This window comes from Kribbella voronezhensis, assembly GCF_004365175.1.
Lineage (GTDB): Bacteria > Actinomycetota > Actinomycetes > Propionibacteriales > Kribbellaceae > Kribbella > Kribbella voronezhensis.
Window position 1 is genome coordinate 98,778 of the sequence record NZ_SOCE01000002.1, and the last position, 25,982, is coordinate 124,759.

A 25,982-nucleotide genomic window follows, 5' to 3' on the forward strand; every position below is an offset into this window, starting at 1 on the left:
CGATCTGGGGCGGATCGCCGGACCTCTAACCCGGCCACCGTTTCCGGTACGCCGTTCGTCCCCGTACATCCCCCAGTACCCAGGCCGAACCCCCACAAGCCGTCCCTGTACGGAATGCGAAACGTCCGGAGCACCCCGAGGGTCTCCGGACGTCCACCGCGCCGTCAGGCTTTCGGTGCCAGCTTGTGCACGACGATGCCGGACTTGAAGGTGGTCGAGTCGAGCAGCTCCAGGTGGGTCAGCGACTGGCCGTCGAACAACCGGTCACCACTGCCGGCGACCACCGGGAACACCCAGAAGTGGTACTCGTCGACCAGCTTGGCGTCCAGCAGGGCCTTGGAGAACTCGCCGGTGCCGTACTTGATCAGCGTCCCGCCGTCCTGCTCCTTGAGCCGGCGCACTGCCTCCACAGCGTCACCTTCGAGCAGCTGTGCGTTCCAGGTCAGCTCGGTGAGCGTGCGGGACGCGACGTACTTCGGCATCGCGTTGAAGTGGTCAGTGAACGGGTCACCACTGCGCTGCGACCACGCCTCGGCAAAGCTTTCGTACGTACGACGGCCGAGTACTTGCGCGTCGACCCCTTCCATCAGGGACACGGAGTACGCACTGTGCTCGTCGTCCCAGTACGGCGGGCTGTACACGTGGGGGTCGGAGATGACGCCGTCCAGGGTGACGAAGGTTGACTCGAGCAACTTCCTCATGACGCGTTCCTTTCCAGGGTTGGCTTTCTAGGGTCGATAGGGACGCTTCGCGCGCGCATCCCTCAGCGCTTGGGCCCACCAGACGAGCTGGTCGAGCAACAGCTTGGCGGCGGCGTCGTAGCCGCTGCCGGGGCGGGGCCAGCTGCCGTCGGCGGCGAACTGTTCCCAGTAGCAGGGCAAGGTGACGGTGTTGCGGATGGTGACCGCCTGCAGTTCGGCGAACACCTGCCGAAGTTGCGCCACGGCGTACAGGCCACCGCTTTCGCGGCCGTAGGCAACGATCGCCACCGGCTTGGCATGCCACTCGTCGTAGTACCAGTCGAGTGCGGTCTTCAGTGGCGCAGGAAAGCTGCAGTTGTACTCCGGTGTCACCACAGCGAACGCATCTGCGGCAGCAAGGCGCGGAGCCAGTACTGCGACCGTGGCGGGCGTCGGCTCGTCAGTGCCGGTGAGCGTGGGCGGCAGGTCGGCAGTAGCGAGGTCGATGACGTCTACGTCGAGATCGGCCCGCTTGGCAGCCTGCCGTGCGAACCACTCGGCCACTGTCGGCCCGAACCGTCCTCTGCGAGTACTCGCGATGATCACCGCCAGCCGCAACTTCATTGCCGCTCACCTCCTCCCTTCCTTGCTGTTGATGTTCCTGACTCTGGCGGAGAGGGTTTACGGTTTCTTTCCGGTCGGCCGTCACGCGGCGGAAAGATAGGGTGCGGCCATGCGTTTCGGGGTGCTCGGACCGGTGACGGCCTGGACCGACGACGGGGTGGCCGTCACGGTGCCGGGGCTGAAGGTGCGGGCTCTGCTGGCCGACCTCCTGGTCCACGAGGGTCGACCGGTGCCGGCAGACCGCCTGATCGACGACCTGTGGGGCGACGACCTGCCGGGCAACCCGGCCGGAACGCTGTCGGCGAAGGTGTCGCAGCTCCGCCGGGCGTTCGAGGACGCCGAACCCGGCAGCCGCACTCTGGTGTTGTCCGGACCGGCCGGCTACTCCCTCAAGGTCGACAGCGCCGGCTGTGACGCGCTGCAGTTCGCGGAATGCCTGGAGCAGGGGCGGCTGGCCGAGGCACTGAAGCTTTGGCGGGGTCCTGCGTATGCGGACTTCGCGGACGAAGCGTTCGTGGAGACGGCCGTCGCCCGCCTGCACGAGCAACGGCTGACCGCTCAGGAGGAGTACTTCGAGGCACGGCTGGACTGTGGCGACTACGCCGTGAGCGAGTTGGCGGACCTCCTGACGCAACACCCGCTGCGCGAGCGTCTCCGAGCCACGCATATGAAGGCCTTGTACCGGGCAGGCCGGCAGAGCGAGGCGCTGGAGAGCTACGAACAGGTACGTCGGCTGCTGGCTGAGGAACTGGGACTGGACCCAGGCCCTGAGCTGGTCGCCCTGCAGCAGTCGGTCCTGGCGCAAAACCTTCCGCAGACCCGGCCGGAGCGTCAGCCGACAGCCCGGACGAATCTGCCGGCGCAGCTGACAGAACTGATCGGACGCTCCGAGGCGATCCAGGAGATCAGGGCACGGTTGTCCGGCGATCGGCTGCTGACCCTCACTGGTCCCGGCGGGGTTGGCAAGACTCGACTGGCCTTGGCTGCGGCCGCTGGAGTGGTCGACAGGTTCCCGGACGGTGTGGTGCTGGTTGAACTGGCCGCAGTGGCACCGGATGCGCTCGACGTCGCCGGGTCGCTTACGGACGCAGTACAGGCTGCTCTGGAGTTGCGGGATGCGGGTGGCTCGGGGAAGTCCGTGGTGGCGCGGTTGGCGGCTGTGCTGGGGGAGCGGTTGCTGGTGCTCGACAACTGCGAGCACGTCATCGAGGAGGCTGCCGCGCTCGTCGACGAGCTACTGGCCGCTGCACCTGGGCTGCGAGTGCTTGCGACGAGTCGGGAGCCGCTGGGCCTTGCTGGGGAAGCGGTCTGGAGTGTTCCGACGCTAGAGGTCCCAGAGGTTGCCACTGGCCTGGAGGATCTCGCAGAGCTCAGTGCCGTGCAGTTGTTCGTCGCCCGAGCCGTTGCTGCGGATCGGAGCTTCGTACTGGACGCCGCGTCCGCTCCTGCTGTCTCGGTGCTCTGTCGACGGCTCGACGGCATCCCGCTCGCCCTGGAGCTGGCCGCTACCCGCGTACGCGCACTGGGCGTCGACGGTCTGGTCGCTCGACTCGACGACCGCTTTCGGCTGCTGGCGACCGGGCACCGCGGTGCTGCGCCTCGCCAGCAGACACTGATGTCGATGATCGACTGGAGCTGGGACCTGCTGTCCCCAGAAGAGCAACTGGTGCTCCGGCGGCTCGCAGTACATGCAGATGGCTGTACTGCGGACGCGGCCGAGCGGGTCTGCTCAGAGCCGGCCGTGCTCGACATACTCATCCGCCTGGTCGACCGGTCCCTCGTAGTACAGGCAGGTGGTCGGTACCGGCTACTGGAGTCGGTAGCGGCGTACTGCATCGACAAGCTTCGCGAGGCCGGCGAACTCGAGCAGACTCGACACCTGCACCGGCAGTACTACGCCGAGCTGGCGGAGCTCGCCCGACCTCACCTGCACGGCGCGGAGCAGCGTGTGTGGCTACAGCGGTTGGACGATGAGTCGGCCAATCTGCGGAGTGCATTGGACGGTGCCGTAGCCGACCGTGAGTACCAGGTGGCTACACGGCTGGTGGAGTCGCTGGCTTGGTACTGGTTCCTTCGCGGTCGGTTTGCCGAGGCCAGGCGCTCGCTGGAGGCACTGCCCGAATCCCCTGCGGTCACGGCGTGGTTGGCCGGGTTCATGTATCTGCAGGGGGATCCGGCCGCGGCCGGTGTTCGAGACCGCCTGGTGGCTATGGATGCGCGGGCGGAGTGGTGGCTGGCCTTCACTGCCAGCGACGTGGGCGACCTGGTGCGGTGTCTGGAGCTGTTGGAGCACGCGCTGAAGACGTTCACGGCCGAGGGCGACCAGTGGGGAATCGCTGCGGTGCTGGTGGCTCGGGCGAAGCACGCGCACGTTCGGGACGAGCTGACGGCGTTGGAGAGCGACGCCAGGGAGAGCGCGGCGATCTTCCGGTCGCTGGGTGATCGGTGGGGCTTGCTGCAGGCGACCGGCTGGCTCGGTGCGCACGCGGAGCTGGTCGGTGACTTCGAGAAGGCTGCGCGGCTCCATACGGAGGGCCTGCGGATGGCGGAGGAGCTCGGGTCGTGGCCGGAGGTCGCTGCCGAGCTCGGATGGCTCGGCTGGACGGCGATCCGGCAGGGCGACTACGAGGCGGCGCGCGAGTACGGCGTACGCGGGCTGCGGTTGGCGACCGAGCAGGGGCACCGGTCGTCGCAGGCGTTGACCGAACTCGTTCTGGGGTTCGCGGCCCGGCGTACTGGTGAGCTGGACGAAGCAGAGGAGCGCTTGCAGGCGTTGGTGGACGCCGCACGGCGTCAGGACCAACCGGTGCTCTACTTGTCGATCGTGTTGGAGGAGCTCGGGTACACGTACGAGCTGCGTGGGTCGTACGCGAAGGCGCTCGATCTGCATGCGGAGGCGTTTCGGATCTCGCAGGACTACGAGTCCGGGCGTGGCATGTGCTGGGCACTGGAGGGGCTTGCCGCGGCCCTGGTGGACGAGCCTGAGGTCGCTGCCTGTCTGCTCGGTGCCGCGGCCGAGGTGCGGACCGCTGAGGGCTACGTGGTGACCGCTGCGGAGGCTGCGGACATCGAGCGGGCCAGAGCGCGGGTGGAAGGCTTCGACGCCGCCTATGTGCGGGGCGGTGAGTTGTCGCTGGAAGAGGCGTTCGCGCTGATCCCTAGTCGGTGAAGACCGCCGGAACGTCGGCGACGAGGCGGCCGAGGCTCCGGGCGAACCGCTCACGTTCGCTGGTGGGCAGATCTTGCAGTAGTTGGTCCAGCCGCTCGGTCAACTGGTGGTGGAACTTGTGGACCGCATCGGCACCGGCCGCCGTCAGCGTCACCTTGACCACGCGGCGGTCCCGCGCATCCCCCTCCCGTACTACGAGGCCGCGGTGCTCGGCGCGGTCGACGAGACCGGTCAGGCTGGAGCGCTCGAGGCCCAGCACGCCGGACAGGTCGGCCATGCCGAGGGACTCCTCGGTCAGCGCGCACAGCATCTGGGCCTGGGCGACCGTGAGGTCACAGCCGCGGCCGACCTCGGCGTACAGGTTCTGCACCAGGAAGGTCAGGCGGACCAGGCCGCTCGCCGCGCCGAGAGTCTGCTTCACGCTGTCTCCGCTTGTGATTGTTCGTGGCACGAAGTAATTTGTTCGTCAGGTCAATATTACGTGGCACGAAGGATCTGGAGCAACGAATGACGGACTACGGGCACGAGCTGGTCTTCGGCACGTTCCTGACCCCGGCGGTGCAGGTCCCGGAGCGGGTCATCGCACTGGCGCAGCTGACCGAGCAGGTCGGGCTCGACCTGGTCACCGTGCAGGACCATCCGTACCAGCCGCGGTTGCTCGACGCATGGACGCTGCTGTCGGTGATCGCCTCGCACACGCAGTCCGTCAAGGTCGCGACGAACGTGGCGAATCTGCCGCTGCGGCACCCCGTAGTACTGGCTCGGAGCGTGGCGACGCTCGACCTGATCACTGGCGGCCGGGTCGAACTCGGTCTCGGCGCGGGTGGCTTCCGGGACGCGGTCGCCGCGAACGCCGGGCCGCGGCTGACGGCGGGGGAGAGCGTCGAGGCGCTGGAGGAGGCGCTGGCGATCATCCGTGAGGTGTGGACGCCGGAGGGCGGCGGGATCCGGCTGGCGGGCAAGCACTACGAGATGTCCGGGGCGAAGCGGGGGCCGGCGCCCGCGCACGACGTGGAGATCTGGCTCGGTGCGTACAAGCCGCGGATGCTGGCCGTGACCGGGCGCCTTGCCGACGGGTGGTTGCCCAGCAGCGGCTACACGCCGCCGGAGGCGCTCGCGGGGATGAACAAGATCATCGACGAGGCTGCTGTGGAGGCCGGCCGTTCGCCGTCCGACGTACGGCGGCTGTACAACGTCGGCGGACAGTTCGGGCGCGGTGGGGGGTTCCTGCAAGGACCTGAGGCCCAGTGGATCGAGCAGTTGGCCGAGCTGACCGTCACGGAGGGGATGAGCACTTACGTCCTGGCGTCGGACGACCCGGACGACATTCGCCGCTTCGCCGACGTCGCCGCCGGAGTACGGGAAGCTGTGGCGGCTGAGCGCTCAGGTGCCGTAGCTGTCGAGGCACCCACTGCTGTCGTCGTGGGGTCAACTGCGGCGGCGTCTGGTGCGTTCAGCGTCGTGCCGACGCCGGCTCCCGTCGTACGGCGTAGTGCTGTGCAGCCATGGGACGAGTCGGACCGGCCGACCGGGCCCGCGCTGGACCCTGCTCGCAGCTACTCGCCTCGCCAGCTCGCGTCGGGGCAGCACCTGATCGACGTACACGATCACCTGCGGGCCGAGCTCGAGCAAGTGCGGGACCTCGTCGAGCAGGTGGCGGCCGGGTCGATGGGTGTCGGTGCGGCGCGATCGCACATCAACACGATGACGATGCGACAGAACAACTGGACCCTGGGCGTGTACTGCGAGTCGTACTGCCGCCTGGTGACCACGCACCACTCGATCGAGGACGCCTCTATGTTCCCCCAGCTCCGCCGAGCCGACCCAGCGCTCGCTCCGGTCGTGGACCGGCTCCAGGAGGAGCACCTGGTCATTCACGACGTACTGGAAGGCGTCGACAAGGCCCTGGTCGCGCTGGTCGACGGGTCCGGCGACGTGGATGGCTTGCGGGCCGCCGTGGACCTCCTCGACGACGCGCTGCTGTCCCACCTGTCCTACGAGGAGCGCGAACTGGTAGAGCCCATCGCACGCCTCGGCGTCCTGTAGGACTGTCTACTTCGCCTCGCCGAGGAGGGAGGCGAGGATGTCCAGCAGACGGAGGGTCGGGGCTTCGGACAGGAGCCGCGCCGCGGAGGTGGCCGGCTCGGCGATCAGGCGAACCTGGAGAAGCTTGAAGTCGCGGACGTTGGCCGGGTTGACCAGGTCGCGGTGGACGGCGGCGAGGAAGTCCGGCCCGGCCGAGGCATCGCTGTAGGTCATCCGGATGAAGCTGTCGCTGACCGGGAAGAGATATGGCCGCTTGAGGTGCAACAGCTTCGACTTCTTCGCGTGACCGAAGCCGCGGTGTCCGGAGAACTTCTCGTCCAATGCTGTGGCGGCCTCGAACAGCGGGCTGCCGGGGGTCGCGTCCTCAAGCCGCGCGTCGACCGGCACCGCCGCGAACTCCTTCTCCGCCTCCACCTCCAGCAGCCAGGGGAAGTCGAGTGCCCGCAGGTCCGAGCCGGCCACCATCGTCCGGGCCAGATCCTCGAGCGTGATCCGGTCCGGGTCGGAGCCGCCGATGGTCGTCGGGCCGGGGAGACCGTCGTAGTACTTGAGCACCGCACCGTTGGTCTCGGCGTACAGCCGCAGCTGCGCGATTGCCTCGTCCACGACGATCTTCCTACTGCCGATAATCATGGCCACACCCTCACACTCTTCGTGGCAGACCCGCCAGCCGGATTGGGCCATCCGACTCCGAATCCGAGCAACATCCGGATGCGGTGCATCGTAGGGGACGACCCAGTGACTCCCGCCACAGGGTGACATGCCCACTCGCGCGGATCGCGTAACCATCCACCCCATGCGAACCTCGAATCACCCGATCCCTGACAGCTCAGGCATGCGGCGATGCAGGTGAGGGGATGGCGCCGGGTCAGGGGTGGGTGAGGAGGTGGATGGCCAGGGCGGTGATGAGGAAGGACGAGAGCAGAGCTGTGATCAGGCGGGCTCGGGGGGTGGTGAGGGCTCGGCCCAGGAGGGCGCCGCCGGACGCCAGCAGGAGTTGCCAGCTGGTGGAGGCGAGGAAAGCGGCCAGGACGAAGACGATCTGGTCGAGGAGGGTTGGAGTGGTGCGGCCGCCCAGGACGAGGGCGGTGAAGTAGATGACGGTGGTGGGGTTGAGGACGGTCATGCCGAGGAGGGTGAAGTAGGCGCGGGCTGGGCTGGTTTCTGGAGTGTGGTTGGAGGTCTGGTGGCGGCGGTGAGCCGCTAGTGCGGTGGCGGCGCAGCGGAGGGCCAGCAGGAGGAGCACCAGGGCGGAGATCCAGCGCAGGGGTGTGCTGATGGGCGTGATGAGGGGCGCGATGGCTGAGCCGCCGAGGGTGGCGATGAGGGCGTAGAGGCCGTCGGCGGTTGCTACGCCGAGGGCGGCGTACGCGCCGTTCTTCAGCGAGGTACGCGCGGTGAGTGCGACGAGGTAGGTCCCGACGGCGCCGACGGGGATGGCGATGCCGTAGCCCGCGAGCAGCCCCGCCACGAGGGCGGCGATCACGACCGCGAGTGGGTCGACCTCCGCACCAGGCCGGCCTGCTGCTGGACCCGCGCCGTACGGACGGCAGAGGCCAACAGGAGAACGGTTCCGGTCGTGGTCATACCGGCATGTTCCGCTGCCCGACCGCCCTCCTGCAAGCTAATTAATGATTGCCTGAGGCCCCTTTCAGAGGGTGTGGGCGACGGCGGTCGTGGGGGCGAGGAAGAGCAGGACCGGGCGGCCGCTGTTGGGGAGCATGTCGGTGTAGGCCTGCAGCTGAGGGGCGTAGTAGGCGACCCGCGAGTCCAGAGCGGCCGTTGGTACGGCGTCGGTTTTGTAGTCGACGATGATCAAGGTGCCGTCGTCCTCGCGGTAGATCAGGTCGACGAAACCCTCCAGCACGGTGCCGTCGGGTTGCAGGGTACCGACGTACGACTCGCGCCAGTGCTCGCGCGCGGCGGCCCGGCGCACGACGTCCGAACCGAGAGCCGATCGCACCAGCGCGGTCACGACCTCGGCGTACTCGACCACTCCTTCGGCCAGGCACTGCCCGGCGACGGCGTCGTCGAGGCCGGCGCCGGTCGCGAGATCGACCACTTGCAGTACGCCGTGGACCGCGCGGCCGATCGCCGTGCCGTAGCGGCCCTTCGACCAGGGCGGCAGTTCGATGTCACGGGCCGCCTTGGCGCTGCCCGGATCGGCGCCGTGCAACGCGACGTCCGGACCGGTGCCTTCCAGCCCGGACGCGCTCTGAGCGGACCGGCGCCGGCTTGCTTGCCGCGCCTCGGCGATCTTGGCTTCCCACTCCTGTCGGTTGACCGGGGGAGCGACCTCGGCGGAGGCACGCGCGTCGTCCGGAGCCGCTTCGACCGGTGAGCCGTCGAAGAACGTCGTATGAGGTGCCTCGGCGGCACCCGCGCCGGTCAGCAACTCGGCGTTGCTGGAATGCCGCCGGCTACCGGAACGGTGCAGCGAGACGACCAGGTGATCCCGCGCACGGGTCGCCGCGACGTACAGCAGCCGCCGTCGCTCGAAATCGTCCATCTGCTCGTCGACCGGCTGCACCAGGTCGAAGTCCTCGGTCTGCACCGAGGCTTTGAGCTTCACCGCATAACCGCCGTCGGGCGGCCACAACACCTGGACGCCGCGTTGCCGGTTCGGCGCGGCCGTCATCCCGGACAGGATCACGATCGGGAACTCCAGCCCCTTCGCGGCATGGATCGTCATCACCCGTACGGCGTCCGCGTCGGTCTCGGGCAGCACGGCCTCGGCGACCCGCGAGGCCTCCTCGCCTTGGTGAGCGGCCCAGGCCAGGTACGAACGGAGGCCGCCGTGCTCGACCTCGGACCACGCCCGCGCCTGATCGACGACGAACCGCACCCGCCGCCACGCGTCCCGGGCCCGCGGTCCGGTCGCGGCGACTTCGAGCATGCGGCGATCCGCGACGATCTTCGCCAGCACCTCGCTCGGCGTCAGCCAGCGCGCGGCGTAGTACGTGCGGCGCAGCCACTCCATCGCCTCGCCGACCGGGTGGGCCAGCAGCGAATCGGGGACGGGTGCGGTGAGGGTGAACGAGCCGCCGGCCTTCTTCCAGACGAACAGGTCGTCGTCGCCGCAGCCGAACAACGGGGAACGCAGAGCAGTCACCAGCGCGAGTTGGTCGCTCGGGTCACCCAACGCGCGAGCACAGGCCAGCAGTTCGCGGACCTCGGCGGTCTGGTAGACGAGCGAACTGGCCTCGGCGCGGTACGGGATGTCGGCCCGGTCGAACGCGTCCTCGAGGAACGGCAACGACGTACGGGCGGGAACCAGTACTGCGATGTCGCCGGCTCCGGCTGCGCGCCAGGTCTCCGCCTTCTCGTCGTACACCTGCCAGCCTTCGCGCAAGGCGCGCTCGACCACGGCGGCGACGTCGGCCGCCTCGAACTCCCGCAGCGCGGTCGCCTGGGCGCGCGGGAGATTCTCATGGGGTTGAGCGCCGAGCACAGTGACCGCCGGGCCGCCAGGTGGTGATGCGTCGCCCGGTGCGACGAGGTCGCCGCCCGGGTCGGCGTCGTCGGCGGTGAGAGCCGGGACCGAGACGGCGAAACCACGGCGGAGGGGAATGACGGTGGCGAGATCCTGCTCCTCTGCTGGGGGGTCCTCCTCGTCGAGGAGGGACAGTTGATCGCCACTGACTGCGGTCGGCTCAGGTGGGGTGGAGGTCGACGTGAGGTGCCGGGTGATGGGGGCGGGAGAGCGATGGGGGCTCAAGGACTGATAGGTGGGCTGGGCGTTTTCCTGGGGCTGGATGAGAGTGGCGAAGACGTGGTTGACCCAGTCGAGGACCTGGGGGACCGTGCGGAAGTTGGTGGTCAGCTCGACCGTCTCGCCGAGCAGGTCCTGGGCGGTCAGGTACGTCGCGATGTTGGCGCGCCGGAAGCGGTAGATCGACTGTTTCGGGTCCCCGACCACGAACAACCGTCCGGGCGGCACCTCCACGTCGCGCCAGTCCGGCGCGTCCGCGGCCGCTCCACCGGCGATCCGCACGGCGAGCTCGATCTGGATCGGGTCGGTGTCCTGGAACTCGTCCAGCAGCAACCGCTGGTACCGCTCCTGCAACGCCGACCGCACCGACGGCTCGCGCCGCAGCAGGTCTCTGGCCAGCACCAGCAGGTCGTGGAACTCGAGCCGCCCTTCGGCCCGTCGCAACTCGGCCGACTCCAGCACCCGCACCGCGACCCAGTGCGAAAGGTGCCGTAGGCAAGCATCCAGCAGCAGCTCCACCAGCGAACCGGCGACCTCGACCACCTCGGCGCAGTCGCCGCGCACCTTGGTGATGTCCGGCCAGTTCTCCTTGCGCCCGATCCGGCCCACCTTCAGCCCGCGGAGTTTGTGCAGGACCGCCAGTTGCGTCTCCTGGTCGGTCGCGGTGCCGAGCATCAGCCCGAGCTCGCGAATCTCGTGCACCTTCGGCAGCAACCGGTCGTCATCGGCCAGACAGTGCTCCGCGACCGCTCCGATCTGGGCGGTCGCCGCCACCAGCCCGTCCAGGTCCGGCATGGACACCAGCTCGGGCGGATCCACCAGCACCCGGTCGCCGATCAGGTCCCAGTCGTTGCCGAACAGCCGCGCCAACGATCGCAGGTGTTTCAGCTCGACCCCGACGGCCATGGCCAGCAGCAGCGGCTCCGCGATGGTGTCGTCGTCCAGCAACTGCTGCTGCAACTCCGACCAGCGTTCCTCGAACGCGACCGACGACCCGACCTCGTCCAGGACGTCGATCAGCGGCGGCAGCCCGGCCTCGATCGGATGCGCGAGCAGAATCTGCTGAGCGAAAGAGTGCAGCGTCCCGATCGATGCCGAATCCAGATCGTCCAGCGCCGCATCGGCGAGCCGACGAGCAGGCCCGCGCCGAGCCTTCTCGAACTCGACCCGCAGCCGGTCCCGCAGCTCGGCCCCGGCCTTCTCGGTGAAGGTGACGGCAGCGATCGTGCTCAGCGGGATCTCGTCGCGCAGAACCAAGGTGGTCACCCGGTCCACCAGCGCGTGCGTCTTCCCCGACCCCGCGCCGGCCTCGACGAACAGGGTCTCGCCGGTGTCCGACCGGATCTGCTCGCGCGCCTCCGCGTCCAGCAGATCCTCACTCATCGAGGGCCACCTCCTCGAACGCGGGCAGCGCGCCCGGGTCGATCAACCGCACCAGCCGCTCCAGCTCAGGATCGTGCCGCTTCCGCTCCCACCTCGTCCGGACCTCACTGTGCCCGATGCCGTCCGGGTTGCAGTACGGGCACTGCACCCAAAGGAAGTCCGGTACTTCGGGAGCCTTGGCCGGGAACTGCCCGGAAGCGATCGACGACACGATCACCTCCAGCGTGTCCACATACCTGGCCTCGACCTCGTCGGTCAGCGGCACCGGGATCCGGCGGCCACCCTTGCGGACGAACCAGTACGCCGCCTCGACCGCCGTCGACTCGTCCCCCAACCGCGCCCGCGCCGCATACGCGTACACCGGCAACTGCAACTTGGTCCCCGCCGCCACCGGATCCGACTCGATCGCCTCGTACCGCGAGAAGCCGCCGGTCTTCACATCGGTGACGTAGATCGTGCCGTCCCGGCCGAGATCGACCTTGTCGGCCGAGCCGCGCAACAGCACCCGCCCCGACGGGATCGGGATCTCCACCGGCGGCTCCCCGTCGAACCCGAACCGCAGCTCGCTCGCGACCACCGACGCGTCGTGCTCGACCCGCCAGCGTTCGTCGTCGCCCAGCAGCACCAGCAGATCGCCCAGGATCCGCAGACGCTCCCGCTGCCACAGCCGCGGATGGCCGGTCAGCCCTTCGGCCTCGAACCGGTCGGCCAGATCCGCGCCGATCGCCAGCAACAGCGATCGCTGCTCGGCCGTCCACGGCTCGCCGTAGCCAGGCAGCGATCCCGACAGCCGGGTCACGAAGGCGTCCAGGCTGTTGTGGATCAGATTCCCCACCTGCAAGGGCGAGATCACCAAGAGGTCCTCGGGCGCCTCCAGCGGCTCCACCTGCAGCAACCGCTCGACGAAGTACGCGTGCGGGCAGGTCGCGAACGACTCCAGCGACGTCGGCGACGCGACGCGGTCCTCCGAGGCGTAGTCGGGCAGACCGGGCACGCTCGACAGGTTCCCGTCGAAGCGCGTGAACTCATCACTCGACCGCGCTCGCAGCAGCACGCGGGCCCGCTCGATCACCTGGTCGGGCAGCGCGAGACCGGCCGACAAGGCCCGCACGCGCCAGTCCTGCTCGGTCGCCGCCATGGTTGCCGTGGTCAACGAACCGGCGTACGACGCCGACGTGGTCAGCCGGTCGCCGTACTCGGCTCGGTCCCACTCCGTCGCCGCCAAGCCATGATTGCCGGTCAACTCCCGCAAGGTGCCGAGCAACCAGCGCGTCGGTAGCCGGCGGCTGGATCGACGGAGATCGCCGCGTGGGAACGACGCGACAACCCGCTGCGAACCGGCCGAGAAAGCCGCCAGCAGATGTCGCTGCTTCTCGTCCAGCCGGTCGCGGAACGACGCCAGCTCCGGCGCGGCCGCCTCCCGGACCCGATGCGGTAGCAGCGCGTCCTCGTGGACCCGCCCCGGATAAAGGTCTTCCGACAACCCCACCACGAACACGACGTCGACCGAGAGCCCGATGCTCGTCGACAACGGCGCCACGAGTACGCCGGTGCCGAACGTGCCCACACGCGGCAGCGACTGCTGCAACTCCAGATCGAGAACGTCTCGCAACACCGTCAGGCTGGCCGGCGTCCCAAGTTGGTCAAGGGTCGACAGTCCCCGCAGCGATCCCTCCACCGCGACTGCGGCGTACTGCTCTTCGATCGGCAACGAGTCGGTGTCCCCAAGGAGGTCCTGGAACAGCTTGAGCACCGCCGCCGCCAACTCCGACCAGGTCTCCAGCAACGCGGTCGCCTGCAGCCGCCGCCGCAGCTCCGATGCGAACTGGTGCAGCCTCTCCGCCGTCTCGGCGCTGGCCTGCGCACGCCGTACTGCGGCAGGACGGGAGTCCTCGGCCGCCGCCTCCTGATCAGCCGTACGCCGTTCCGACTCCGCATACCGCGCGAGCCGCTCGTCCCAGTCGTCACCACGGACCACCCCGGCGACCCGGGACAGCCGCTCCCACTGCGGCACCGGTATCCGCTCGCCGGTGAAGTCCTTCGTCGGCGCGTTGGCCAATGCGCGAAACAAGTCGGCGCGCGGCAGGTCGTGGTCGACCAGCGCGAGAACCTCCAGCACCGTCCTGGCCAGCGCCCGCTCGTGAACCGGTCGAGTGCCCGGACCGTTCACCTCGATCTTCGCTGCCGCGAGATGCTCGTGCAGGAGTCGCGCATACGGCGTCGCGGCCGAGTAGAGCACCGCAATCCGGTGCGCAGGCGTGTGAGCCAGGGATTTGACGACATCGCGCACCACGCAGCGGACTTCGTCGTCGGCATCGGACGCGTTCAGCACCTCGGTCGCGACCGGGTAGTTCTTGGAGATCGACGTCGGCAGGTCGATGCCGATCCGGTCGAGCGATCGCCGTACCGCGCGGTCGGCGCGCTTCACGTCGGTCAGGCCGACGACGACCGTCAGGTCGGCCGCGGCTTCGCCGAGCGCCTCGACGAAGCCGGCCTCGGCCTGGGTCAGCTCCTGAGGCAGGTAGAGCACCAGGGCGCCGAGCTCCGCGACGATCGCCGGACTCTCGACGACCTTGGCGGCAGCGGTTCTCAGCAGGTCGGTCTCGTCGTACCAATCCGGCGCCAACTCACCGGTGACATGGCGATGCAGGCGAATCAGGTCGGGTCCGAGAAGTGAGGCCGAGGCCACCTTGTCCAGAGCCGGATCGCTCAGGTCGCGCAGTTCCCGGTGTGCTGCGGCAAGCGCTTGGATCGTGGCCGGGTGATCGGCGACGTCCGCGAAGACGCCGGGAGCCTTCGACAACGCAGTACGCCAGGTCGCTGCCACGATCGGCCGGGTCGCCGGGCGTCGCGGCGCGAGCAGGCCTGCGGCGAGTTGCTCGGCCAGACGGGGGAGGGTGGCGAGATAGAGGCCGGCGATGCCGGTGGCGGCCAGGAAGCGGCGCGCGGCCACGCCCGCCAGGTTGTTGGGCAGCAGCAAGGTGACGGGCTTCATCGGATCGTCGGCCTTCAGGCTCGTCACGACAGCGCGCAGTTTGTCGAGCGCGGCCGCGCCGTACGCCGTCGTCTCGATCCGGGTCGCGCTCACCGTGCCTCCCCAAAACAATGCAGTGTGACTCGCCGTTCATGCACCCCAGACGCTAGACCACCCCGCGGACAAAATGTGCCGGGCCGTCCACAGGAGCAGGGACCGAGGGCGCGCCCGTGTCGCTGCGGTGGCGGCTGAGGGCTCGGACAATGAAGAAATGACCAAGGAGACCGTTGTCGCCCGCGTTCTGGTGGTGCTGGTCTTCGCCCCGGCGGGTGGCCTGTTCGGCAAGGCGGTCGCCGCCGTGGCCGCGGGTTCGGGCTGGTGGCCGTGGCTGGCCGCGGCGGTGATCTGGCTGGTCGTCGTGGGCCTGGCCGCGGTAGCGGTGTCCAACCGTTTCGACGAGCACAGATAATGCTCCGATGGCCGCCGCGCTGCACCACGTCGAGATCTGGGTCCCGGACCTCTCCCGAGCGCTGACCAGTTGGGGCTGGGTGCTCAACCGGCTGGGCTGGAAGGACGGTGACAGCTGGCCCGGCGGGTACATCTGGATCGCACCCGACGGCAGCTATCTGGTCGCCGAGCAGAGCCCCGCGCTGTCGGCTCCTGAACACGACCGGCTGCGGCCGGGGATGAACCATCTGGCCCTCAACGCCGCCAGCCGGGCCGAGGTCGACGCGATCGTCGCCGAGGCGGCCGGGCACGGCTGGACGCTGATGTTCGCCGACCGCCATCCGTACGCGGGCGGGCCCCAGCATTACGCCGCATTCCTGCATAACCAGGACGGGTACGAACTCGAGATCGTCGCCCCCAACAACTAGCCCCAACGACTAGTCGGCAGGTGAGACTTGTGATGACGGAAGTGACACACGGGGCTGATGGTGTGACATGGTTTACGCAGGCAGCGGGAGAGGTCGCGTCGCAGTGGTGGAAGGACGGTGCTCGTGACGGAGAAGCCTGACGGGGAAAGCATGCCCGGACCGGTTTCTCCGGAAGTTCTGGAGGCACGGGTCCGGGGACTGCAGTTCGCGCTCGGGGAGCTCCTCGAGACCGCGCGTCGGCTCACCCATGGCGAGCACCAGCGTGCCGTGCAGCTGCACCGGCAGTTGCAGGAGCAGACCGTGCTGGCGCGGCGCGAATCGCGTGGCCTGGTAGAGGCCGCGACCGCGGAGGCACTGGCGACGGCCGAGCCGGCCGCTCGCCTGCTGGCCGACCGCTTGGCGCCAGGGCTCGCCTCGATCCCGCCGAACGACGCCCGCTGGCGGTCGAGGCAACTGGTCGGCGCGGGCACACCGTCGTACGTGCGGATCGGTCAGCTGGAAGCCGGTACGCCGGTGGTCGCGCCGCTGCTGCGGACGAACGGCTGGAAGGTGACGGCCGACCGCAACGAGGCCGCCCGGCAGCTCCTGCAGAGTGTGGCGCTGCGGCTGATCGCGGCCGCCGAACCGTTCCGGTTGCGGATCGACGCGTTCGATCCGCGGCTGACCGGGATGATGGGGCTGCTCGGGCACCTGACCACGAAGTACCCGCAATTGGTGCCGCGGGCAACACACACCGCGGAGCAGTTGCACACCGTGCTCTCCGGGCTCGTCGACGTGTCGTCGCTGCGGGCCAGCAGGCAGGCGCAGCTGGGGCACAAACGGTTCGAGGAGCTGATCCGCGAGACCGGCCGGGTCACCGACCCGTACCGGCTGATCGTCCTTTTCGACTACCCCTCCGGCATCGATTCCCTGGCGCAGCGCGATCTGGTCCGGTTGGCGGCCACCGGGGCGGATCGGGGCATCTGTTTCCTGGTCCATCACGATCCTTCGTCGGCTGGTGAGCACGAGGTCGATCCGCGCCAACTGCTGGACCTGCTCGACCCGGTCGCGATCACCGGCAGCCGGGTCGAGATCTCCCAGCTGCAGAACGTTCCCGCCACGCTGGATCCGCCGTTCGACGCGAATGTTGCCGCAGGCATCTGTGATGTGATCGCGGAACTGGCCGAGATCGCGGTGCTGCCGACGATCGAGTTCAACCGGACCCTCCCGGACCGCTCCACCTGGTGGCAGCCGGTCAGTGACGAGCTCAGCACCGTCATCGGGTACGACGATCGCACGCCGGCCTTGGTGCGGTTGCGCAGCGGCAACCCGGCGCTGCCGCACGTCCTGGTCGGTGGAGCGGTCGGTCAGGGCAAGTCGAATCTGCTGCTCGTGCTCATCCACGGTCTCGCCGCGCGGTATGCCCCGGCGGATCTGGAGATGTACCTGCTGGACTTCAAGCACGGTGTCGAGTTCTCCGCGCTCGGTCCGGCGGGGGAGCGGGAGCACTGGCTTCCGCATGTGCGCGTGCTCGGCATCCACAGCGACCGGGCGTTCGGCCTGGCCGTACTGCGGCATCTCTCCGACGAGTTGGCCCGGCGCAGCGAGATCTTCAAGTCGCACGGCAACGTCGCGGACATCGCCGAGTTGCCGGCCGGACCGGATCGCCCGCCGCGCATCCTCGCCGTACTCGACGAGTTCCAGGTGCTGCTCGAAGACGATGACGAACTGGCCGACGAGGCCGCGCGACTGCTGGAGCGACTGGTGCGCCTCGGCCGCGCGTACGGCGTACACGTGGTGCTCGCGACCCAGACGATCGAGGGGGTCAAGCGGTTGTCGACACGGCGCGACTCGATCTTCGGGCAGGTGCCGTACCGGATCGCGCTGAAGACGACTCCGGCCGACTCACAGGCGATCCTGCGGACGGGGAACACGGCGGCGGCCGAGTTGCAGTTCCGAGGCGAGGCCGTGCTGAACGCGAACTTCGGCTCGCCCGACGACAACCAGCACGTGCTGGTCAGCTTCGCCGACAAGGCGGTGCTCGACGACCTCCGCCGCGAACTTTGGCTGAGATCCGGTACCACGCATCCGCCGCGCGTCTTCCATCTGGCAGAGCCGGCCAGGTTGGCCGACACCGCTGCCTCGGTGAAACCCGAACTCGGCCGGCCCTGGACCGGTTTGCCGATCGCGGTGACCGAGGCCCCGGTGGCTGTCGAAGTGCGGCCCGAGCCGGGCGCCGGCGTACTGGTGCTGGGTGATGGTCCGGCGGATGCGCTCGGGGTGTTGTCGGGGCTGGCGGTGTCCGCGGCCGCGGCAGCCGTGGTACCGCCGCGGTTCATCTTCGTCGACGGGACCGACTCGTCGCCGGCTGTTGCCGAGGGCAAGGGTGCTTTGGTGCAGGCGCTGCGGCAGCTCGGGTCGGAGGTCGAGACCGTCGACAAGCACGAGGACATCGCGCCGCGGTTGTTCTCGCTGCGCAATGCCGTGCGGGACGGGCAGGTCGGCGGGGAGACCTACCTGCTCGGGTTCGGCTTCCACGGCGTACCGAAGATGCAGACCCACGCCGACGGGTACTTCGAGAGTCCGGCCAACGCGTTGCAGGACATCGTGCGGGACGGGCCGACTCAGGGGCTGGTCACCTTCGGCTGGTGGAACCGTCTGCACGTGTGCACCGAGCAATTGGGCTACGGGCGGGCCAATGTGGCGACCCACTTGTTCCTGCGGCACCCGCAGGACGGCGTACGCGCAGTGTGTGGGCCGCTCGTGCGATGGGCGTCGGAGCCACACCGCGGGCTGTTGTGGGACGGGCTGCACCCGGAGGCACAGGTCGTCGTACCGTTCGCGCCGCTGCGCGTGGACGAGGTCGACCGCTATGTAGAGCTGGTGCGCCGATGAAGACCGAAGAGCAGGTGTGGTCCGAGTACGCCCGGGCGGTGCGGCAGGTCGCTGGAGCGCGTGCTGACGCGCAGCAGGCGCAGGACCGGTTGACTGCGAACAGGTCGAAGGCGGAGGCCACAGCGATGGCCGAGGCCGACGCCATGGCCGAACGCGGGCGCAAGCTCGAGTTGCGGCTCAACGCACTGGCAGAGAAGGCCGCTGCTTCGCTGCAGCGAGCCGGGCTGCCTGCGGACGGCAAGCGGACCGCTGTGACGATGCCTGCGATCAGGGGACTCACCGACATCGAAGCGGCCGCGGCGAAGCTCACGAAGCAGCTGGCGGACACAGTGGACAAGCTGGAGGAGGTACGTGCGAAGGCCCGGGCAGAGCAGGAGCGCCGCAAGCGCCGTACCATCAGCGCCGCACTGGTCGTCGTCGGCTTCGTACTGATCTGGGTGATCTCCGGGTCCTTCCTGGCCGGACTGGAAGGCGCCGCGATCGAGGCCGTCACCATGCTGGCCGCATCCCGCGTCCTGGGCCTGCCACGCCTGCCCGGCGCGCGCTGGTGGGGCTGGGGCGGTGCAGTGCTGGTCGTCGTCGCGATGGCGGCCGGACTGCCGTGGTGGATCGCGATCGCCGTACCGGTGATCATCTCCGGAACGGCGATCGTGTTGCCGAAGAAGCGCAATCCCTAGGAAGAAGAGGCAGTCAGTGTCCGACGTACAGCGGCTCAAGGAACAGCTGCAACAGGTCTCGATGGAGGCCAAGCAGGCTGCTGGTGGCCTGGCCGGGTTCAAGCTCCGCTTCACCCAGCACAGCGCCCAGGTGGAGAGTCTGATCGCCGGTACGGCGACCGGCGTGGACCGCGACATCGCAGAGATCCTCGACGCGGCCGGCAAGGCGGTCGAACAAGCAGCCGAGGCACTGGAGATCGCGTCCGCCGGCTGCAAGAGCTACGCCGACCAGATCTGATCCGTCGATGCCGTCCGACCTGCAGCGAGTCGCGCAAGGTCTGGTCGAGTGCCTCGACGAGGTACCGCAGGTGGTCCTCCACCTGCAACGTACGGCGGAACGCTGCCGGGAGAACGCCGCGCTCGCCATCGCCGCGTCGCAAGGCCGGGCGACTGTGGCTGCTCAACAACTGGACGCAGCCGCCCGTGCCTGCGAGGAAGCCGCCCACTACCTGTCGATAGCTCCTCCGAAAGCCAAGGCTTGGGCCCAACGTCTTGTGGGCGGCGGCTCCGGTGCCCGCCCTGATGCGAGCTCGGCGGATCGCGACCGCACCACCGGCGGAACAGGCGACGTCGCCGAACGCGACCTCTTCGGCCGCACCAAACGCCTCTCCGTCCCTTTCAAACCGTCTTCGGACGCGCCGGAGACCCCCGAGCCACCCCTCATCAAGGTCGCCCGGAAGGCACTGGAGAAACTCCGCAAGAAACAACAGAAGGACGAAGAAGACCGCGAGGAGTTCGAAGAACTCGAGGTGGACTTGACGGTCACCCCCGACGGCCGCGCGGTTGTCGTCGAGGACCAGGACCCTTTCGAGGAACGCGACTACGAAATCGCCGTAGACCTCAACGAGGCCGCCACCGACCTCCTCCAGGCAATGTCCGCCACCTCCGACCAGACCTGGCAAGCCGCCACCATCACCATCACCCCCACCCACGTCTCCGCCACCTTCGACTACCCCGACCTCCCCTCCCAACCCCCACCACCGGTCATCGACGTCGAACTTCCAGCACCTACCGGATCGAACCCTGACGAACCGCCTCAAGCAGAACTGGAAGTGGGGGAGCTGAGTGTCGATCTCGAAGGTCGAAGACCACACCAGGAAGCACCAGAAGAACCCTGACGTCACGGGTCGTAGGAATGGATGGTTGCGGTGAGCCAGGCGCGTTCATCTCGGCGTAGAGGGAGCCACAGGTTCGCGTCAGCGGTGCGTCCGGCGTCAGCTGGCAGCCCGAGCTATCCGGTGCTGCCGGGCGGGGGCCTCTACGCAGCGCCAGCGGCAGGTCTGCGGTAGGGGGAGCCTCCGGAGTAAGCCGGTAGCCCGCGTAGGGGATGTAGGCCGCGCCAGCGGGCGGTTGAGGCGCGGTAGCGCCGGCTAGGCGTAAGGCGGGGTGGGTGGGAGCGGGCGACCGGGGAGCGCGCGTGGGCGGTCTCGGCGTACGAGGAGCGCGGGGTTCGGCGTACGAAAAAGAGTTCTGGATCTGCGTCATGACTCTGGGTGGCGGTCGTCTCTGAAGTGAACCCATCCCCACAGGGAAGTGGAAGTGATCGAAGTGAACCGATGGTCCTCGATGCCGCTGATGGGAACACCGACACGCGGCCGCAAGACGCCGATCAGGCCGACCGGGCGCAGGGTGCACTGATGTCCGGCGACGATGCCAGTACCGACCCCGTTCCCATAGCCGGGGCGGGAGTCCAGCGACGCCGCGTACGAGTGTGGTTCGGGGACCACGTCGTCGCGGACTACCAGGCGGAGGCCGAACTGGCCGACCGCTATGCAGCCGCCATGTCGCGCCGGTTCGCCGGGTTGCGCGTGACGAGCGAGCCGATCCTGCCGAGCGAGTCGTCGCCGGGGCGCAAGCTGCCGGGTGAGCGGCTGTGGGAGGTCGCACCGAAATGAGTTCTCGTCGTTTCCGGCTGATCCGCCATCACGACGTCTCCGGTGTCAGCGGCACCGGGCCGGTCGCCGAGGGCGTCCAGTTCACCGACGGGGCGGTCGCGCTCCGCTGGTACGGCGACTATCCGACCACGACCGTCTGGGACGCCATCGAGTCGGTGATCGCGATCCACGGTCACCAGGGGGCCACCGAGGTCGAGTGGCTCGACCCCGATCCCGGACCGGACCCGGCGCTCAAACTGAAGCCGCGCTCCGACCTGCCGCCCCGCCCGTGGCCCGACCTTCACCCGGCACCGGAGCCCGCACCCGAGCCCGAGTTCGAACCCAGGCACGAGTCCGACTCCCAACCCAGGCACGAGTCGGAGTTCGGCGCCGCAGCCGAGCCCGAGTTCGGACCGGAGCGCGCGCCGGGATCCGAGTTCAGACCCAGGCGCGAGCCCGAGTTCGGACTCAGGCACGAGTCCGAGTTCGGCGCCGCGGGCGAGCCCGGGTTCGAACCGGAGCGCGGGCCCGGGTCCGGGTTCAAGTCCGAGGGCTACTTCGACACCAGCGCCGATTTCGCCTCCGACCCCGGGCCGCAGGGACAAGCCGGGTTCGGGCGACGGCGTAGTACGGGCAGCACGCGGCTGCGGACCACGTAGTACCGGACCACGTAGTACCAAACCCACGTAGTACCAAACCCACGTAGTACCGAACCAGGACCATGACCGGGTCCGGCGCCGCGGATCCGGTCCGACCCCGAGCGGGCCGCTACCTTCTCCTCCCTCCGGTAGCGGTCCGCTCGAAATCCCTACATCTCCTGCAGCAGATCGAGGTTGTAGAACGTCGGCGGCCCGTCGCAGAGCTCCATCATCTTCGCGGCGAAATCGTTCGTGTCGGTCCGCGACGAGTTCTCCATCGCGGCTTCGGCCGAGTCGAACTCCACGATCGAGAAGTAGCGCCCCGGGTGGTCGCGGTCGGCACAGGCCATCACGCGGGCGGGCGCCGGGCTGCCGTCGTCCTCGGTCTCGCGCGCCTTGCGGTAGTCCTCGCTGAGCGCTTGCACCTCGTCCGGTTTCGAAGTCCGGTACTCGATGATCTGAACAAAACCGGTCATGTCGCCCCCTAAGTTTTCTTGCCTACTACAACCGACAGTGCGCCTCGCCCGGCCGTGTCGCAAGGGGCGGCGACCAGGGATGACGCCGCGCTGGCGGCGGGCCACGAAGCGTGTCCGTTCTGCTGTCCGCAGAGGTGATGGGTTTTGTCCCCGGCGCCTGCTTGGCTGTCCTGGTGGAGATTCTGATTCTCGGCGGGACAGCATTCCTGGGGCGCGAGCTCGCGACCCAGGCCCTGGCTCGCGGACATGCCGTCACCTGCCTCGCCCGCGGAGAGAGCGGGGCGGTGGCAGAGGGCGCGACCTTGATCGCGGCCGACCGCAGCAGCCCGGATGCGTACGCCGCGATCCCGGACCGGCAATGGGACGCGGTGTTCGAGGTGTCGTGGCAGCCAGGGTTCGTGAGGGGTGCGCTGGATGCCCTGGCAGACAAGGCGAAACACTGGACCTACGTCTCGACGGGCAACGTCTACGAGAAGTTCGATACGCCGGGCGCGGACGAGTCGGCGCCGCTGCGGGCTGCCACGGACCAGGACGTCGCCGACCGCGAGCTGTACGGCGAGGCGAAGGTGGCCTGTGAGCTCGCCTCGATCGACGCCGTCGGGGATCGGCTGGTGATCGCACGGGCCGGGCTGATCGGTGGGCCGGGGGATGCCAGCGACCGGGGTGGCGCCTGGGTTGCCCGGGCGGCGCGTGCGCCGGAGGAGCCGATGCTGGTGCCCGACACTCCCGACCTGGCGACCTCGATCATCGACGTACGGGATCTCGCTTCCTGGTTGCTGGACTGCGCGGAGCGCGGTCGCACGGGGACGTTCGACGCCGTTGGGCCGGTGGTGCCGTTCGGGGAGTGGATCGCGTTGGTGCGGGAAGTCGGTGGGCACACCGGGCCGGTCGTGCTCGCGCCACGGGAGTGGCTGGAGGCGCAGGAGGTCGGGCACTACATGGGTCCCGAGTCGCTCGCGATGTGGCTGACCGAGCCGGGGTACGAAGGCTGGTCGAGTCGCAGCGGGCAGGCGGCGCTGGCTGCGGGGCTGACCCATCGGCCGCGGGAGGAGTTCCTGCGCGACACGCTCGCCTGGGAGCGCGAGCTCGGCCTCGACCGTGACCGCAAGGCCGGCCTCAGCCCGGAGCGCGAGAGGGAGCTGATCGGACGGCGGACCGTGGGAGAGTAGCGGCATGCGTTTGGTACTGATCTCGGACACGCATCTGCCCGTTCGTGCGAAGCGGCTGCCGGATCGTGTCTGGGACGCGATCGACCAGGCCGATGTGGTGATCCACGCGGGCGACTGGGTGAGCGTCGAACTACTCGACGAACTCGAGTCCCGGTCGCGCCGGCTGATCGGCTGCTGGGGCAACAACGACGGCCCCGTACTACGAGCCAGGTTGCCCGAGGTCGCTCGGGCCTCGCTCGACGGGCTGGAAGTCGCCGTCGTGCACGAGACGGGCGCCAGCCGCGGTCGCGAAGAACGGTGTGAGAGCGCGTTCCCGGGAGTGGAGCTCCTGGTCTTCGGGCACAGTCACATTCCGTGGGACAGCACGACGCCGAAGGGGTTGCGGCTGCTCAATCCAGGGTCGCCGACGGATCGGCGACGGCAGCCGTTCTGCACCTACCAGACCGCCGAGATCAGCGCGGGCCGGCTGGAGAAGGTTGCCCTGCACAACCTTTGAGCCGACGGACCTGGGCCGCCGGCTTCGCAGTACGGGCTGATCTCCGGCGCCCTTGCGGGGCGCCGGGCTGGATCAAGCGGTGGCTGCTTCTTTGACGCGGGTCTTGAGCCGGTCCCGGACTTCCTCGGGGGTGTAGGCGCGACGCTTGCGCTCGCCCCTAGCGATCACCACTCCGGTTGCCGCGACGCCGACAATCCCCGCCAGTCCTACGACCTTCCATGCCTTCATGCGCATTAATCTAGCGACGTGGACACGCGGATTTCGCTGGATGACGCTACGGAACTGACACGAACAGGTGACATTTGGCTCTTCCGGGGTGACAGTGCGGCGGACCGGGCGATCCAGCTGACCACCAACAGCCCGGTCAATCATGTCGGCATGGCGATCGTGCTCGAGGACATGCCGCCACTGATGTGGCACGCCGAGCTCGGCCGGTCGCTGCCGGACGTATGGACCGGCAACCACCAGCGCGGCGTGCAGCTCCACGATCTCCGCGACGCTGTGGTCACCTGGGCGAACCGCTACGGGCAGCACGCGTGGCTGCGCCAGCTCGACCACACGGTCACCCGCGAGATGGAAGACGCCGTACTGCGTACTGTCGCGCGGCTCGACGGGACGCCGTTCCCCTCCACTGCGCGGCTGGCGTCGCGCTGGGTGCGGGGGAGGATCCCCAAGTTCCGGCGCGGCGAGCGCGAGCTGGAACTGGAGACCGCGTACTGCGCCGAGGTGGTCGCCATGACGTACGAGGAGATGGGGTTGCTCGCCAGTGGGCGACGGCTCAACTGGTACGACCCGGGACGCTTCTGGAGTGGCGACGACCTGGATCTTGCCGGTGGGGCGAAGCTGGGGGAGGAGATCGCCGTCGACGTACCGCCGGCCTGATCTCACGCCGCCGGCGCTCGGGCCGCGATCGGAAACTGTCGGTGGGGTCTGGTTGGCTTGAAGTAAGCCGGATCGGCTTGCCGGGGTGGGATTCCGGCTGTTCTCGTCTGCTGGGCTCGCGTTGGAGGAGGCGCTGGGGATGTATGCCGTCATCGACACCGAGACCACCGGCCTGCTGCCAGGACACCGGCACCGGGTGATCGAGATCGCCGTCGTCCTGCTCGATGAGCGAGGCAGGCTGGAGCACGAGTGGGTCACCTTGCTGAATCCACAGCGCGACCTGGGGCCACAGCACATCCACGGGATTCTGACCGCTGACGTGCTGGCGGCGCCGGAGTTCAGGGATGTCGCCGCGCACCTGGCGGGTTTGCTCGCGGGGCGGATGGTGGTGGGTCACAACGTGGAGTTCGATCTGGGCTTCCTGCGGGCCGAGTTCGCGCGGAGCGGTCACGCGGTGCCGCTGGTCACCGAGCGGGCGATGTGCACGATGGCGCTGGCCGGCTACTTGTATCCGGGGGCTAAGCGAACGCTGGGTGCCTGTTGCTCGGCGGCCGGAATTCCCTTGGAGGGTTGGCATTCGGCGCTGGCCGACACCCGGGCGACCGCCCTGCTCTTCGAGCGCTATCTGCAAGCGTTTCCCAGCCCACCGCCTTGGCAGTGGGCCTACGAGGAAGTGCGAAGGTTGCCTTGGCCAACGATTCCGGCCGGCGCCTTCACCCCGAGGGTCCGTCCTGTGCACGCGGGCGGCCGGCACGGCTGGATGAGCCGGTTGGTCGATCAGTTGCCGCGAGTGCCCGATCCGCCCCAGGCCAACTCGTATCTGGCCGTGCTGGACACCGTGCTCGCCGATCGCGAAATCACCCAGGCCGATGCCGATCAGCTGGTCCACGTGGCGACCGAGTTGGGCCTCACCCGACCACAGGTCGACGAGCTTCATGGGTACTACGTCGCCGGGCTGGCGTCGGCTTTGTGGGGCGACGGCTCCGGCGAGATGAGTGCCGAGCAGCGAAGTGACCTCGACAAGGTGGCGGTGATGCTCGGGCACCGTGCGTCGGATGTGGATGCGGCATTGGTCGCTGCCAGCCGAGGTGCGTACTCGGTGCCGCTGCGGCCGGGTGCGCGTGGGTTCCCGCCGGGCAGCACGATGGTGTTCACGGGAGACATGATCGACCCACGCGAGACCTGGTGGGACCGGGCCGTCGCGGCCGGCTTCGTGCCGCAGGAGGCGGTCCGGCCGGACACCGATTTCGTGGTGGCGGCCGACGTGGACAGCTTGTCGGTCAAAGCCCGGGCCGCCCGCGCGTACGGCGTACCGATCATCCCTGTCGAGGATTTCCGTCGCCTGTTGCCGGCCGACCCTGGCGCTCAGCGGGCGAGCTGAGGCTGGATAGGGT

The 25,982-nt window shown here is 68.8% G+C and carries 23 protein-coding genes; 14 read left to right on the forward strand and 9 right to left on the reverse strand.

The window, feature by feature from the left end:
- Positions 1-164 precede the first annotated feature (164 nt).
- Both EV138_RS27880 and EV138_RS27885 read right to left on the reverse strand, forming a co-directional pair.
- Positions 165-701, reverse strand: coding sequence for a dihydrofolate reductase family protein (locus EV138_RS27880; protein ID WP_133982263.1), 537 nt, complete (start codon positions 699-701; stop codon positions 165-167).
- A 27-nt stretch (positions 702-728) separates the two neighbouring features.
- On the reverse strand, positions 729-1,304 hold the full coding sequence (locus tag EV138_RS27885; RefSeq protein WP_133982265.1) for an NADPH-dependent FMN reductase: 576 nt from the start codon (positions 1,302-1,304) through the stop codon (positions 729-731).
- A 109-nt stretch (positions 1,305-1,413) separates the two neighbouring features.
- Here EV138_RS27885 and EV138_RS27890 point away from each other — a divergent pair, with 109 nt between their 5' ends.
- Positions 1,414-4,473, forward strand: coding sequence for an AfsR/SARP family transcriptional regulator (locus EV138_RS27890; protein ID WP_133982267.1), 3,060 nt, complete (start codon positions 1,414-1,416; stop codon positions 4,471-4,473).
- Here EV138_RS27890 and EV138_RS27895 read toward each other — a convergent pair.
- Positions 4,463-4,894 (reverse strand): MarR family winged helix-turn-helix transcriptional regulator, encoded by a 432-nt coding sequence (locus tag EV138_RS27895; protein ID WP_133982269.1) that lies wholly within the window; start codon positions 4,892-4,894, stop codon positions 4,463-4,465. The genes EV138_RS27890 and EV138_RS27895 overlap by 11 nt on opposite strands.
- An 86-nt stretch (positions 4,895-4,980) precedes the next feature.
- Here EV138_RS27895 and EV138_RS27900 point away from each other — a divergent pair, with 86 nt between their 5' ends.
- Positions 4,981-6,519, forward strand: a complete 1,539-nt coding sequence (locus EV138_RS27900) for an LLM class flavin-dependent oxidoreductase (protein ID WP_133982271.1) — start codon at positions 4,981-4,983, stop codon at positions 6,517-6,519.
- A 6-nt stretch (positions 6,520-6,525) separates the two neighbouring features.
- Here EV138_RS27900 and EV138_RS27905 read toward each other — a convergent pair whose 3' ends face one another.
- From EV138_RS27905 to EV138_RS27920, 4 genes are all read right to left on the reverse strand, one after another.
- Positions 6,526-7,152: a DUF6308 family protein gene (locus EV138_RS27905; protein ID WP_133982273.1), complete on the reverse strand. Its 627-nt coding sequence runs from the start codon at positions 7,150-7,152 to the stop codon at positions 6,526-6,528.
- A 235-nt stretch (positions 7,153-7,387) separates the two neighbouring features.
- Complete coding sequence (locus tag EV138_RS27910; RefSeq protein WP_133982275.1) at positions 7,388-8,005, reverse strand: LysE/ArgO family amino acid transporter; 618 nt, start codon at positions 8,003-8,005, stop codon at positions 7,388-7,390.
- A 165-nt stretch (positions 8,006-8,170) separates the two neighbouring features.
- A complete protein-coding gene (locus tag EV138_RS27915) occupies positions 8,171-11,614 on the reverse strand; it encodes a UvrD-helicase domain-containing protein (protein WP_133982277.1) in 3,444 nt (1,147 codons plus the stop codon).
- Entirely contained in the window at positions 11,607-14,702 is a 3,096-nt protein-coding gene (locus tag EV138_RS27920) for a PD-(D/E)XK nuclease family protein (RefSeq protein WP_133982279.1), read from the reverse strand. Before EV138_RS27920 ends, EV138_RS27915 begins: the two co-directional genes overlap by 8 nt.
- A 157-nt stretch (positions 14,703-14,859) precedes the next feature.
- Here EV138_RS27920 and EV138_RS27925 point away from each other — a divergent pair, with 157 nt between their 5' ends.
- From EV138_RS27925 to EV138_RS38265, 8 genes are all read left to right on the forward strand, one after another.
- Positions 14,860-15,057 (forward strand): hypothetical protein, encoded by a 198-nt coding sequence (locus tag EV138_RS27925; protein WP_133982281.1) that lies wholly within the window; start codon positions 14,860-14,862, stop codon positions 15,055-15,057.
- A gap of 7 nt (positions 15,058-15,064) precedes the next feature.
- Positions 15,065-15,463: a VOC family protein gene (locus tag EV138_RS27930; RefSeq protein ID WP_133982283.1), complete on the forward strand. Its 399-nt coding sequence runs from the start codon at positions 15,065-15,067 to the stop codon at positions 15,461-15,463.
- Between the two features lie 123 nt (positions 15,464-15,586).
- Positions 15,587-18,337: an FtsK/SpoIIIE domain-containing protein gene (locus EV138_RS27935; protein WP_238158468.1), complete on the forward strand. Its 2,751-nt coding sequence runs from the start codon at positions 15,587-15,589 to the stop codon at positions 18,335-18,337.
- Positions 18,334-19,014: a hypothetical protein gene (locus tag EV138_RS27940; RefSeq protein WP_133982285.1), complete on the forward strand. Its 681-nt coding sequence runs from the start codon at positions 18,334-18,336 to the stop codon at positions 19,012-19,014. The genes EV138_RS27935 and EV138_RS27940 overlap by 4 nt, the downstream gene beginning before the upstream one ends.
- 16 nt (positions 19,015-19,030) lie before the next feature.
- The gene (locus tag EV138_RS27945; protein WP_112237432.1) at positions 19,031-19,291 is read left to right on the forward strand and encodes a hypothetical protein; all 261 of its coding nucleotides are present in this window, start codon (positions 19,031-19,033) and stop codon (positions 19,289-19,291) included.
- Between the two features lie 7 nt (positions 19,292-19,298).
- The gene (locus EV138_RS27950; RefSeq protein WP_202866976.1) at positions 19,299-20,171 is read left to right on the forward strand and encodes a hypothetical protein; all 873 of its coding nucleotides are present in this window, start codon (positions 19,299-19,301) and stop codon (positions 20,169-20,171) included.
- Positions 20,172-20,609: 438 nt separating this feature from the next.
- Entirely contained in the window at positions 20,610-20,948 is a 339-nt protein-coding gene (locus EV138_RS27955) for a hypothetical protein (RefSeq protein WP_238158469.1), read from the forward strand.
- The gene (locus EV138_RS38265; protein ID WP_238158470.1) at positions 20,945-21,586 is read left to right on the forward strand and encodes a hypothetical protein; all 642 of its coding nucleotides are present in this window, start codon (positions 20,945-20,947) and stop codon (positions 21,584-21,586) included. The genes EV138_RS27955 and EV138_RS38265 overlap by 4 nt, the downstream gene beginning before the upstream one ends.
- A gap of 149 nt (positions 21,587-21,735) precedes the next feature.
- Here the strand turns inward: EV138_RS38265 and EV138_RS27965 are convergent, their stop codons facing one another.
- Entirely contained in the window at positions 21,736-22,041 is a 306-nt protein-coding gene (locus EV138_RS27965) for a hypothetical protein (protein ID WP_133982287.1), read from the reverse strand.
- 173 nt (positions 22,042-22,214) lie between these two features.
- Here EV138_RS27965 and EV138_RS27970 point away from each other — a divergent pair, with 173 nt between their 5' ends.
- Positions 22,215-23,210, forward strand: a complete 996-nt coding sequence (locus EV138_RS27970) for an NAD-dependent epimerase/dehydratase family protein (protein WP_133982289.1) — start codon at positions 22,215-22,217, stop codon at positions 23,208-23,210.
- Between the two features lie 4 nt (positions 23,211-23,214).
- Positions 23,215-23,706, forward strand: a complete 492-nt coding sequence (locus tag EV138_RS27975; protein ID WP_133982291.1) for a metallophosphoesterase family protein — start codon at positions 23,215-23,217, stop codon at positions 23,704-23,706.
- A gap of 72 nt (positions 23,707-23,778) precedes the next feature.
- Here EV138_RS27975 and EV138_RS37420 read toward each other — a convergent pair whose 3' ends face one another.
- Positions 23,779-23,934, reverse strand: coding sequence for a hypothetical protein (locus EV138_RS37420; RefSeq protein WP_166678770.1), 156 nt, complete (start codon positions 23,932-23,934; stop codon positions 23,779-23,781).
- An 18-nt stretch (positions 23,935-23,952) separates the two neighbouring features.
- Between EV138_RS37420 and EV138_RS27980 the strand changes: the two genes are divergently transcribed.
- On the forward strand, positions 23,953-24,588 hold the full coding sequence (locus EV138_RS27980; RefSeq protein ID WP_133982293.1) for a hypothetical protein: 636 nt from the start codon (positions 23,953-23,955) through the stop codon (positions 24,586-24,588).
- An 85-nt stretch (positions 24,589-24,673) separates the two neighbouring features.
- Positions 24,674-25,969, forward strand: a complete 1,296-nt coding sequence (locus EV138_RS27985; RefSeq protein WP_238158471.1) for an exonuclease domain-containing protein — start codon at positions 24,674-24,676, stop codon at positions 25,967-25,969.
- The last annotated feature ends 13 nt before the right edge of the window (positions 25,970-25,982 follow it).